Genomic DNA, 11,721 nt, shown 5'->3' on the forward strand with positions numbered 1-11,721 from the left:
CAATATGATTTATCCTGATGAAGCAATGCTTTACGCACCGGTTGAATGGCACGACTGTTCCGAAGGTTTCGAGGACATTCGTTATGAAAAATCTGCCGACGGTATCGCAAAAATCACCATTAATCGTCCGCAGGTGCGCAATGCCTTCCGTCCTCTGACGGTAAAAGAGATGATCCAGGCACTGGCGGATGCGCGTTATGACGACAACATCGGCGTGATCATTCTGACTGGTGCAGGCGATAAAGCGTTCTGCTCCGGCGGTGACCAGAAAGTGCGTGGTGATTACGGCGGCTATAAAGATGACTCCGGCGTACATCACCTGAACGTGCTGGACTTCCAGCGTCAGATCCGTACCTGTCCAAAACCGGTTGTTGCGATGGTGGCTGGCTACTCCATCGGCGGCGGTCACGTTCTGCACATGATGTGCGATCTGACCATTGCGGCAGAAAACGCCATCTTCGGTCAGACTGGCCCGAAAGTCGGCTCCTTCGACGGTGGCTGGGGCGCTTCCTATATGGCGCGTATTGTCGGGCAGAAAAAAGCGCGTGAAATCTGGTTCCTGTGCCGTCAGTACGACGCAAAACAGGCGCTGGACATGGGCCTTGTGAACACCGTGGTGCCGCTGGCGGATCTGGAAAAAGAGACCGTCCGCTGGTGCCGCGAAATGCTGCAAAACAGCCCGATGGCGCTGCGTTGCCTGAAAGCTGCGCTGAACGCCGACTGTGACGGTCAGGCGGGGCTGCAAGAGCTGGCGGGTAACGCTACCATGCTGTTCTACATGACGGAAGAAGGTCAGGAAGGTCGCAACGCTTTCAACCAGAAACGTCAGCCTGATTTCAGCAAATTCAAACGGAATCCGTAATGCGTAGCGCGCAGGTATACCGCTGGCAGATCCCCATGGACGCGGGGGTGGTTCTGCGCGACAGGCGGTTAAAAACCCGCGACGGGCTGTACGTTTGCCTGCGCGACGGCGAGCGCGAAGGGTGGGGAGAGATCTCCCCACTGCCGGGCTTCAGTCAGGAAACCTGGGAAGAGGCGCAAAGTGTTCTGCTTGCCTGGGTAAATGACTGGCTGGCAGGCGATTGCGAATTACCGCAAATGCCTTCCGTTGCCTTTGGCGTAAGCTGTGCATTGGCGGAACTGGCAGACACGTTGCCGCAGGCAGCCAATTACCGTGCGGCACCGCTGTGTAACGGCGATCCTGACGATCTGATCCTCAAACTTGCCGATATGCCAGGTGAGAAAGTGGCGAAGGTCAAAGTGGGATTATACGAAGCCGTGCGCGACGGCATGGTGGTGAATCTGTTGCTGGAAGCGGTTCCGGATCTGCATTTGCGTCTTGACGCGAATCGCGCCTGGACGCCGCTGAAGAGCCAGCAGTTTGCTAAATACGTTAACCCGGATTATCGCGATCGCATCGCTTTTCTCGAAGAGCCGTGCAAAACCCGCGATGATTCCCGCACCTTTGCCCGTGAAACCGGCATTGCCATTGCCTGGGATGAAAGTCTGCGTGAGCCGGATTTTGCCTTTGTGGCGGAAGAGGGTGTGCGCGCGGTGGTTATCAAACCCACACTCACTGGCAGCCTGGAGAAAGTACGCGAGCAGGTGCAGTCGGCGCACGCGCTGGGGATGACGGCGGTGATCAGTTCTTCCATCGAGTCTAGCTTAGGCTTAACGCAACTGGCGCGGATTGCTGCCTGGTTAACGCCAGACACCATTCCGGGGCTGGACACGCTGGATCTGATGCAGGCGCAGCAGGTTCGTCGCTGGCCGGGTAGCCCGCTACCGTTAGTGGAATCAGATGCACTGGAGCGGCTGCTATGATCTTCTCTGACTGGCCGTGGCGTCACTGGCGGCAGGTGCGGGGAGATGCCATCGCCTTACGGCTCAATGATGAGCAACTCAACTGGCGGGAGCTTTGTGCTCGCGTCGATGAATTAGCGTCGGGCTTTGCGGCGCAGGGCGTGGTTGAGGGCAGCGGCGTGATGCTGCGGGCGTGGAATACACCGCAAACGCTGCTCGCCTGGCTGGCGTTGCTGCAATGCGGTGCGCGGGTGCTTCCCGTCAACCCACAGCTTCCGCAGCCGTTGCTTGAGGAGTTGCTGCCCAATCTTACTCTGCAATTTGCGCTGGTGCCGGAAGGGGAGAACACCTTTCCGGCGTTAACGTCGCTGCAAATTCAGGCTGGAGAGGGCGCATATGCAGCTATGTGGCAGCCGACACGTCTGTGCTCAATGACGTTGACCTCTGGTTCTACCGGGTTGCCAAAAGCCGCTGTTCATACTTATCAGGCTCATCTTGCCAGCGCCGAAGGTGTGTTATCGCTGATTCCGTTTGGCGAGCACGATGACTGGCTGCTCTCTTTGCCGCTATTTCACGTTTCCGGTCAGGGAATTATGTGGCGCTGGTTCTACGCTGGCGCACGGATGACGGTACGCGATAAACAGCCACTGGAGCAAATGCTGGCAGGTTGTACTCACGCTTCGCTGGTGCCGACGCAGCTCTGGCGTTTGCTGGTTAACCGTAGTTCAGTTTCTCTGAAAGCGATATTGCTTGGCGGCGCGGCGATCCCGGTCGAGTTGACGGAACAGGCGCGCGAGCAGGGCATCCGTTGCTTTTGCGGCTATGGTCTGACGGAGTTCGCCTCCACGGTATGCGCAAAGGAAGCGGACGGTCTGGCGGACGTCGGTTCGCCGCTGCCCGGTCGGGAAGTAAAAATCGTTAACGATGAAGTGTGGTTGCGCGCTGCCAGTATGGCCGAAGGTTACTGGCGTAACGGGCAACTGGTGCCGCTGGTGAACGACGAAGGCTGGTACGCTACGCGCGATCGCGGCGAGATGCATAACGGTAAACTGACTATTGTCGGGCGCTTAGATAATCTGTTCTTTAGCGGTGGCGAAGGTATTCAGCCGGAAGAAGTGGAGCGGGTTATTGCTGCGCATCCTGCGGTTTTGCAGGTGTTTATCGTCCCCGTTGCAGACAAGGAGTTTGGTCATCGCCCGGTGGCTGTCGTGGAGTATGACAGCGAAGTCGTTGATCTCAGCGAATGGGTGAAAGATAAACTGGCACGTTTTCAGCAGCCGGTGCGTTGGCTGACGCTTCCTCCTGAACTGAAAAACGGCGGCATTAAGATCTCACGCCAGGCGTTGAAAGAGTGGGTTCAACGCCAGCAGTAATGGATCATCCGTTTCACATCTCATTTTTGCCATTCCATTGCCGTTGATAAAGAGTTTATCTGTTAATCTGTAACTTAATGTGAAAACTCTTAGCAAACAGGATAATGCAATGGAATGGCTGGTCAAAAAATCATGTTGCGATAAACAAGATAACAGACATGTTCTTATGCTCTGCGGTGCTGGCGGTGCGATAAAAATGATCGCTGAAGTGAAGAGTGACTTCGCCGTGAAAGTGGGGGATTTACTCTCGCCTTTGCAGAATGCGCTTTACTGTATTAATCGTGAAAAGTTGCACACGGTGAAAGTCCTCTCGGCAAGCAGTTATAGCCCCGATGAGTGGGAACGGCAGTGTAAAGCGGCAGGGAAAACTCAGTAACGTTGTTTTGTCGTGGGCAGGAAAATCAGCATCAACCCGCTCATAATAAAGGCTACTCCCAGTAGTGCTTTCAGCGAAAAAGTCCCTTCCCAGCCGGGAAGTACCATTGAAGCAATCCATACCAGCACATAACTCATACTGAGCAAGGCATAGGCTTTGCTTAGCGCAAGTTTATGTAGCGTTTTATACCAACAAAAAACGGAAAGCAGATAACCCAGCAGCCCGAGTAACAGTATCCGGGCATCCAGGCCAAAAGCTAACAGAGCCGCGATAAAATCCCATAAGTGCGTCATCGGCGGCAGATGACTCGCCGCAAAACCCAGACTTAATTGTGCTGCAGAAGCAATAATGACGCTGAATAATCCCCACATCAGACCCATTATACGGTACTCCCCAAGATCACAATGCCGCCAATAATGAATGCCACCCCGCACCAGTGACGCATCGATACCGGCTCGTGCCACAGTTTTACCGCAGCCAGCGTCACCCAGACAAAATTCAGACTCAACATCGGGTAGGCAATGCCCACCGGTACATTCTGTAAGACCAGTAGCCAAAGCACCATCGCAAGGCCAAGACAAGCCAGCGCCAGTCCCAGCCACAGTACGATATGTTTGCGCCGTTTGTTTATTGCCACAAAGCCGGTTGCCTGTTTCTGACACAACTGCCCGGCTACACTAAGCAGGCTGGCAAAGACTAAAATCATCCAGATCATTTTGGGCGGTACTGAATGAGCACCAGACGTCCCTGATGATCGATAGCATCAGCGGGCGGAATGGCGAGGCTGTTGATGTCTTCATCGTGGTCAACCGAAAGCACGAGTGTAATAATCCCCTCCTGGCGATGCTGATTTAACCATTTGGAAAAATTATCACCGCTGACAAATCTCCCTTGCGCATCCGTATAATTAAGGCCGTATTTCAACTCACCCGTCTGACGATACATGATGATGTCATCGCGTTGCAGGCTCCATGCCAGACCTGCGGCAACACCGACGCTATCAGTAAGAATATAGCGGCTCGGCTGAAGTGATTCTTGCGTCATCTCGACAAAAAATTGCGGATGTTTTCCTTCCATAACTCTGTCAGGAATTGAAAATCCTACCAGCAACGCCATCCCCAGCGGGCAAAGAGCGGCAAAAGGCCAGGTTTTATCCACGTTTGTTAAGGTATACCAGCCGAAAAATGCCCACAGCGAAAAAATAGACCATGAGCAAAAGACTTTATAGATCTCGAAAGTCTGCCAGACAGGTGTATTCATCGGTCCCCAGGGGGAGACAACAAACGTGGCAATAATACCCGTGACGCCAAATGCAATGTTAACCCAGCCATTAATTCGCAGCGCCAGAGGATTATTTTTTGCCGACTGCAAAGCGTAATGCGCCATCAACATCGCTAAAGGCGCAAAGCAGGAGAGAATATAAGTGGGCAATTTGCCTTTGGCGACGGAGAAAAACAGCAGCGGCATCACCATCCAGCTTAACAAATAGACGGTTGCGGAATGATTGCGATTTTTCCAGCCTGCGTAAAGTGCGCCGGGGAGTAATCCCAGCCACGGCAGGCTACCGGCAATGATGACAGGCAAGTAGTACCAGATCGGGGCTTTATGTTGGGCATCATCCATCGCAAAGCGTTGAATATGCTCAACCCAGAAAAAATAGTGCCAGAAATCAGGCTCCCGCTGCGCTATCGCCAGCCCCCAGGGGAGAACCGTTAGTACGCAACTGATAACCGCCAGCCAGCCGTAAATAAAGAAATCTTTCCAGCGTTTTTGCGTCGCTACCCACGGCAGCACGCTTAATACCGGCACGGCGAGGGCGAGGAAACCTTTGGTCATCACCCCCATGCCACAGGTTAACCCCAGCAGCAAAAATCCCGCGCTTTTGCCTCTCCTCGTTTGTGCCTGCATTGCCAGCCAGAAGCTGCACATCCCTGCCACCAGCCAGAATGCAATAAATGGATCGAGCACGGCATAAGTGCCGATGGCATAGACAATAAACAGCGAGAGATAAACCACAGCGGCGAGTAGTGCCAGACGCTTATCGCGCCATAAGCGCAGAGTAAACCAGGCCACCAGCGCGGCGGTTAACAGGGTTGCAAAGATAACACCAGCCCGCACACCAACGTTATTCGCGCCAAATAACCATTGCCCAATACTGTTAATCCAGTATCCGGCAATGGGTTTTTCGAAATAACGTAGCCCTAACAGATGAGGCACAATCCAGTCGCCGGAAGCCAGCATTTCCCGACTAATTTCCGCATAACGCGTTTCATCAGGTTGCCAGAGCAGACGTGTGCTGATCGGTAACACGTAATAACAGACAATAAACGCGAAGAGGCCGATAAGGTAACGTACCGATTTCATCACCGACTACCCGCAACTTGTTGGCAACCCAGCCAGCCTTCACGTCCGGCAATATTTCCGCGAACGACGTGACCGAGCGGTAAATTCTCTGATAACAAGTCGTTTAAAGGACAAAACATAATACCTGCACGGGCTGCGCGTTTCAGGAGATCCACAAAATTATGCTGATAAGCACAGCCTTCAACTTCTGCATGAATGGTATAAACCGGCGTGCCTTTATCTCGCAGGATGCGGTTGAGCAGCCAACCGTTAAAATCTTCTGCTTTCACATTCCGACCAATCACTTCATCCCAGGTGGGTAAGGTCACCGGGATTTGCGCAATGCCGGGCTTTCCTGATTCGAGCAATGGACGAAACGGCATCGCCCCACGACAATCGCTGTTGTAGCGCAAATGGAACGCTTCTTTTGCTTCGATCACCTGTTGGTCGGCACGCCAGCCAGCGGCAGCGGAGCAGGTTACCGGTTGGCCGATAATCTCTTCCAGAGTGCGAAGGCCGTGTGCGATATCGTCGACCATTGTTTGCCGATCCCAGTGACCGCTATGGGCTTGCCAGGCATAGTGATCCCAGGCGTGCAGGCCGACTTCGTGGTGTTTAGCCGCTTCACGAATGATATCGGCGTTAGCATGACCAATCTCTTTACCTGGCCATGCCGTACCTGCCAGTAAAATATCCCAGCCATAAAGCGATGCCGCGTTTGAGCGCAGCATCTTCCACAAAAACTGTGGCCTCACCAGTCGCCAGAGATGGCGGCCCATATTGTCCGGGCCAACGCTGAAAAAAATGCTGGCCTGAATATTATGCTTACTCAAGATTTCCAGCAGACGCGGCACGCCTTCACGGGTGCCACGAAAGGTGTCGACATCAATGCGTAAGCCCACTTTGGTCATGATGATTTTTCCGCAAGATCGACAGTGCGCAGGAAGAAATCTAGTGTTTCGTCGATGGTTTCCTGCATATCAATTTTTGGTTCCCAGTCCAGGCAGCGGCGGGCATTGCGGATGCTCGGTTTACGATGCTCTACATCCTGATATCCTTTGCCATAGTAGCTGCTACTTTCGACAACGCGAAAGCCTGCAAACGGCGGGAAGTGATGGCGCAGCGGATGTTTTTCGAAGCTCGCCAGCAGCATCTCGCCCAGTTCCTCAATGCTCGCTTCGTTCTCAGGATTGCCAATGTTGATAATTTCGCCGTCGCAGCGATTTCCCGCATTTTCGATAATGCGGTATAACGCCTCGATACCATCGCGAATATCAGTAAAGCAGCGTTTTTGTTTTCCGCCATCAATCAGCTTAATCGGTGAACCTTCTACCAGATTGAGAATGAGTTGCGTAATAGCGCGGGAGCTGCCGATTCGTGCCGCATTAAGGTTATCCAGTCGTGGTCCCATCCAGTTAAACGGGCGGAAGAGGGTGAACTGTAAACCCTCTTTTTCGCCATACGCCCAGATCACCCGATCAAGTAATTGTTTTGAAACCGAATAAATCCAGCGCGGTTTATTCACCGGGCCGACGATCAAATTAGAATGGTCTTCATCGAAGTATTTATCACTACACATCCCATAAACTTCTGAAGTCGATGGGAAGATGATTCGCTTACGGTATTTCACGCAATAACGGATAATGCGCAGATTCTCTTCAAAATCGAGTTCAAATACGCGCAGCGGGTTGCGGGTATATTCAATCGGTGTAGCTATCGCCACCAGTGGCAAGACGACATCACATTTTTTGACGTGATACTCAAGCCATTCGGAATGAATACTGATATCGCCTTCGACAAAGTGAAAATGCGGATGATTAAGGAAACGACTAATGGCGTCGCTGCCGATATCCAGACCGTAAACTTCATAATGATCTTCGCGCAGCAGGCGTTCTGTCAGATGGTTGCCAATAAAGCCATTAACGCCAAGGATGAGTACCCGGGTACGGCGTTGGGCAGCGCAGGTTGATTGGCTATTTAATCGAGAACCTTGCACCAGCCCCAGTGTTTGCGCTAATTGTGAGCCTTGCATGGTAATGCCGTCGCCCGCCTGTCCGGTGACGATTTCCAGCGTGCCATAACCACAGGCAATCAACAGCGGTGCAACAGAAATCACGCTGCCCGGTTGTGCGGCAGTAGTAAGAGAATGTACGCGGGACGACCAGACTGTAAATTTCTGATTGCCAACATAACTAAAGGCGCCAGGCCAGGGATCGGCAACGGCACGCACCATGTTGTGGAGTACACAAGCCGGTTTATGCCATTCCAGGCGGCTGTCCTCCGGTGTTCTGCGACCAAAACAGGTGGCTTCGTTCTCACGTTGGGCGATTTCCAGAATATTACCGTGTTTAATCGCGGGTAATGTCTGCTCCAGCAACTGACGCGCGGCGTGGCACAATTTATGATGTAGCGTAATGGCAATATCGTCTGGCGCAATGGCAACGCGCAGTTGGGCCACAATGGCTCCGGCATCGGCGCGTTTCACCATTCGGTGCAATGTAACGCCAGTTTCCGTTTCACCGTTCACCAGCACCCAGTTCAGCGGCGCGCGACCACGATATTTCGGTAACAGCGAACCATGCAGATTAAATGCGCCTGCGGTAGCAAGCTGCAAAATATCGTCACTGATCAGATGGCGATAATAAAAAGAGAAAATCACATCAGGTGACAGTTGGGCTATGCGTTCTACCCACAGCGGATGATTAACGTTATCCGGCGCATAAACCGGAATGCCTCTTTCCGCCGCCAGACGAGCCACCGAACCATAAAATGCTTTTTCGCCAGGATTATCGGTATGAGTAAAAATGGCGCTAATTTCGTAACCGGCAGCCAGCAAGGCTTCAATGCCCAGGCATCCCATATCGTGGTAGGCAAAAACGACGGCTTTCATTATTCATTTTCCTTGCTGGATGGACGGATAACTTGCTGAACAAAATAGCGGGGGCGGGCGCGGACATCGGTGTAGATCCTGCCGATATATTCACCGAGTAATCCCATGCCGATAAACTGAGCGCCAATAAAAGTAAACAGCACGGCAAATAGCATAAAGACGCCTTCTGCCGCCCATTGTGGTCCGAAGGTCAGGCGTAAAATCACCAGCAGTACCGCGATGCTAAAACCTCCAATCGCAATAATGCTGCCGAGCAGACTCAGCATACGTAGCGGCGTAGTGGTAAGGCAGGTCACCAGGTCGTACATCAAATTAATCAGGCGCATAAAGCTGTATTTGGATTCACCAAATTCACGCTCGGCATGATGCACTGGAATTTCAATGGCGCGGCGGGCAAAGATATTCGCCAGAATCGGGATAAAGGTGCTGCGTTCATGGCAGTGCAGCATGGCATCGATAATATGGCGGCGATAGGCGCGTAACATACAGCCGTAGTCGCCCATCGCTTTGCCGGTGGTGCGCTGGATCAACCGGTTAATCATCTTCGAGGCGGATTTACGAAACCAGCTATCCTGGCGGTTCTGGCGCACAGTCCCTACCACGTCGTAACCTTCATCGGCTTTTTCCACCAGATGGGGGATTTCTTCTGGTGGATTCTGGAGATCGGCATCAAGAGTAATGATTAAGTCGCCGGTAACGTGACTGAATCCCGCCATAATCGCTGAATGTTGCCCGTAATTGCGGTTAAGCAAAATAGACACAATATGGCTGCCCTCCGCTTGTGAGGCATCGACCAGCATTTGTGCGGAGTTGTCGTTGCTGCCGTCATCAATCAGCAGGATCTCATACTCTTTGCCCAGCGATTCACAGACTGTGGTGGTGCGCCTGATTAATTCCGGTAAACTTTCCTGCTCGTTATAAACGGGAATAACCACCGAGACTTTCTTAACAGGGTGGATTTCAAACATGGCTTATTGTCCTGCGAGTTGCTGAAGGGCAGTGATGACGCGGTCGGCATCGGCGGTGGTCATATCCGGGAAAAGCGGCAACGAACAGATGCGTTCGCTATTCCATTCCGTATTCGGCAACGACAGCGTGGGAAAACGCTCGCGATAATATTTTTGCGTGTGGGCGGCGCGGAAATGTAACCCGGTTCCAATGCCTCTTTCTTTTAACGCTTCCATCAGAGCATCGCGGCTGATACCACAACGTTGTTCATCAACACGAATAATAAACAGATGCCAGGCGTGAACGTGCGACCATGCAGGAACGCTTAAAGGCTGGAAAGGGAGAGTTGCCAGTGCTTGCTGATATTGCAGGGCAATGTCGCGCCGACGGGTGTTGAGTTGCTCTAATTTATTTAACTGCGTCAGAGCTATCGCAGCGTTAATATCGGTCAGATTGTACTTATAGCCCGGCGTTAATACTTCAGCCTGCGGCGCGCGTCCCCAGGTTTGCCTGTCATATGCATCGACACCCAGACCATGAAATTTCAACATGCGTAACTGGCGGGCGAGGTTTTCATTATCGGTAACAATCAGGCCGCCTTCCGCGCAGGTAATATTTTTGATGGCGTGGAACGAAAAAATAGCGGTGCCCTTTGCACCAGTATGCTGACCTTTGTAATACGTACCGACGGCGTGGGCGGCATCTTCAATGACCGCGATACCGTGGCGTTCAGCAATGGCGCGAATGGCGTCAATATCTGCTGGCGCTCCGGCATAATGCACCGGGATAATCGCTTTGGTGTAGGGCGTAATGGCCGCTTCGATCGCTTCAGGCGTGATCATCAGCGTATCGCGATCAACGTCCACCATCACCGGCTTTGCGCCCAACAGGGAGATCATATTGAGGGTTGAAACCCAGGTCATGGAGGGAGTGATGACTTCATCATCAGCGCCAATCCCCAGCGCCATCAGTGTGATATGCATTCCAGCAGTGGCCGAGCTGACTGCGATAGCGTGTTGATTTCCTGTCAACTGGCAAAAGGCCGCTTCCAGTGCCTGATTCTTCGGACCAGTGGTTATCCAACCGGATTCGAAAACCTCTTGAACTGCAGCGAGTTCTTCCGCGCTTATTGCCGGACGCGAAAAAGGTAAAAAGTCTGACATTGTTTTTCCTTCGGCCATTGAATACCTTTCCCCGCTATTTGCTAATATTTTTCATAGGGAATGTTATTTGTATTTTGCCATTTGGAATGAAATTCTAAGGTCAGAACATTAATTTAACCTTAAGGAATGAATATAAGGCTTAAATATTATTTTTTTTGTTTTTGTATCTTATTCAGGCTTTTAATTTGACAAGATTTAAGGCATTTTGCGTGCATCGTAATGTTTTAATACTATCCCCGCCACTATTTACCAGTGAAAATGTCGTTTGTTTTCGCGGTCATTTAGCTGGCTACGCTTGTCTATAGGTGGAGCTTAAGTGTTAGCTTTTTGTCGGACTTCGTTGAAGTCTAAAAAATATATCTACATTTTACTGGTGCTTGGGGCGATTGCGGGGCTGGGTACACATGCTGCCTGGAGCAGTAATGGTTTGCCGCGTATCGACAATAAAACGCTGGCCAGATTAGCGCAGCAGCACCCGGTTGTGGTTCTGTTTCGCCATGCGGAACGCTGCGATCGCTCCTCTAATCAATGCTTGTCAGACAAAACGGGCATTACGGTGAAAGGTGCTCAGAATGCCCGTGAAATGGGCAAAGCTTTTAGCGCGGACATCCCTGATTTCGATCTTTATTCCAGTAATACCGTTCGGACTATTCAATCAGCGACCTGGTTTTCTGCTGGAAAAAAACTGACGGTAGATAAACGTTTTCTACAATGTAGAAATGAGATTTATAACACAATTAAGGAGTTGCAAAGTAAAGCGCCAGATAAGAATATCGTTATTTTCACCCATAACCATTGTCTGACCTATTAGACTGGCCCCCTGAA

At 51.8% G+C, this 11,721-nt stretch carries 11 protein-coding genes and 1 pseudogene; 5 read left to right on the forward strand and 7 right to left on the reverse strand.

From position 1 onward, the window contains the following. The first annotated feature begins 4 nt into the window (after positions 1 to 4). The 4 genes from menB to pmrD all read left to right on the forward strand — a co-directional run bounded on the left by menB (position 5) and on the right by pmrD (position 3,552). On the forward strand, positions 5 to 862 hold the full coding sequence (gene menB, locus A7589_RS20690) for a 1,4-dihydroxy-2-naphthoyl-CoA synthase (RefSeq protein ID WP_000639990.1): 858 nt from the start codon (positions 5 to 7) through the stop codon (positions 860 to 862). After that, entirely contained in the window at positions 862 to 1,824 is a 963-nt protein-coding gene (gene menC / locus A7589_RS20695) for an o-succinylbenzoate synthase (RefSeq protein WP_001255550.1), read from the forward strand. Before menB ends, menC begins: the two co-directional genes overlap by 1 nt. Next, on the forward strand, positions 1,821 to 3,176 hold the full coding sequence (gene menE, locus A7589_RS20700) for an o-succinylbenzoate--CoA ligase (RefSeq protein ID WP_000577538.1): 1,356 nt from the start codon (positions 1,821 to 1,823) through the stop codon (positions 3,174 to 3,176). Before menC ends, menE begins: the two co-directional genes overlap by 4 nt. 109 nt (positions 3,177 to 3,285) lie before the next feature. Beyond that, positions 3,286 to 3,552 carry a signal transduction protein PmrD gene (gene pmrD, locus A7589_RS20705; protein ID WP_010356695.1) on the forward strand — a complete coding sequence of 89 codons (267 nt, stop codon included), beginning with the start codon at positions 3,286 to 3,288 and terminating at the stop codon, positions 3,550 to 3,552. Here the strand turns inward: pmrD and arnF are convergent. From arnF to arnB, 7 genes are read right to left on the reverse strand one after another with little or no spacing between them, the layout of a single operon-like run. Further along, on the reverse strand, positions 3,546 to 3,932 hold the full coding sequence (arnF, locus tag A7589_RS20710) for a 4-amino-4-deoxy-L-arabinose-phosphoundecaprenol flippase subunit ArnF (protein ID WP_000523865.1): 387 nt from the start codon (positions 3,930 to 3,932) through the stop codon (positions 3,546 to 3,548). The genes pmrD and arnF overlap by 7 nt on opposite strands. Next, entirely contained in the window at positions 3,932 to 4,267 is a 336-nt protein-coding gene (arnE, locus tag A7589_RS20715) for a 4-amino-4-deoxy-L-arabinose-phosphoundecaprenol flippase subunit ArnE (RefSeq protein ID WP_000638042.1), read from the reverse strand. The genes arnF and arnE overlap by 1 nt, the downstream gene beginning before the upstream one ends. Further along, the gene (gene arnT, locus A7589_RS20720; RefSeq protein WP_021551113.1) at positions 4,264 to 5,916 is read right to left on the reverse strand and encodes a lipid IV(A) 4-amino-4-deoxy-L-arabinosyltransferase; all 1,653 of its coding nucleotides are present in this window, start codon (positions 5,914 to 5,916) and stop codon (positions 4,264 to 4,266) included. The genes arnE and arnT overlap by 4 nt, the downstream gene beginning before the upstream one ends. Then, complete coding sequence (gene arnD / locus A7589_RS20725; RefSeq protein WP_021551112.1) at positions 5,916 to 6,806, reverse strand: 4-deoxy-4-formamido-L-arabinose-phosphoundecaprenol deformylase; 891 nt, start codon at positions 6,804 to 6,806, stop codon at positions 5,916 to 5,918. Before arnD ends, arnT begins: the two co-directional genes overlap by 1 nt. Next, the gene (gene arnA, locus A7589_RS20730; protein ID WP_000649096.1) at positions 6,803 to 8,785 is read right to left on the reverse strand and encodes a bifunctional UDP-4-amino-4-deoxy-L-arabinose formyltransferase/UDP-glucuronic acid oxidase ArnA; all 1,983 of its coding nucleotides are present in this window, start codon (positions 8,783 to 8,785) and stop codon (positions 6,803 to 6,805) included. The genes arnD and arnA overlap by 4 nt, the downstream gene beginning before the upstream one ends. Continuing rightward, positions 8,785 to 9,753, reverse strand: a complete 969-nt coding sequence (gene arnC / locus A7589_RS20735) for an undecaprenyl-phosphate 4-deoxy-4-formamido-L-arabinose transferase (RefSeq protein ID WP_000461670.1) — start codon at positions 9,751 to 9,753, stop codon at positions 8,785 to 8,787. The genes arnA and arnC overlap by 1 nt, the downstream gene beginning before the upstream one ends. 3 nt (positions 9,754 to 9,756) lie before the next feature. Beyond that, positions 9,757 to 10,896: a UDP-4-amino-4-deoxy-L-arabinose aminotransferase gene (gene arnB / locus A7589_RS20740; protein ID WP_010357191.1), complete on the reverse strand. Its 1,140-nt coding sequence runs from the start codon at positions 10,894 to 10,896 to the stop codon at positions 9,757 to 9,759. A 316-nt stretch (positions 10,897 to 11,212) separates the two neighbouring features. Here arnB and A7589_RS20745 point away from each other — a divergent pair. After that, a pseudogene (locus A7589_RS20745) lies at positions 11,213 to 11,704 on the forward strand (lipopolysaccharide core heptose(II)-phosphate phosphatase); the annotation flags it as partial. Positions 11,705 to 11,721: the final 17 nt, after the last annotated feature.

This window comes from Escherichia sp. MOD1-EC6475 (assembly GCF_003046645.1).
GTDB classification, from domain to species: domain Bacteria; phylum Pseudomonadota; class Gammaproteobacteria; order Enterobacterales; family Enterobacteriaceae; genus Escherichia; species Escherichia ruysiae.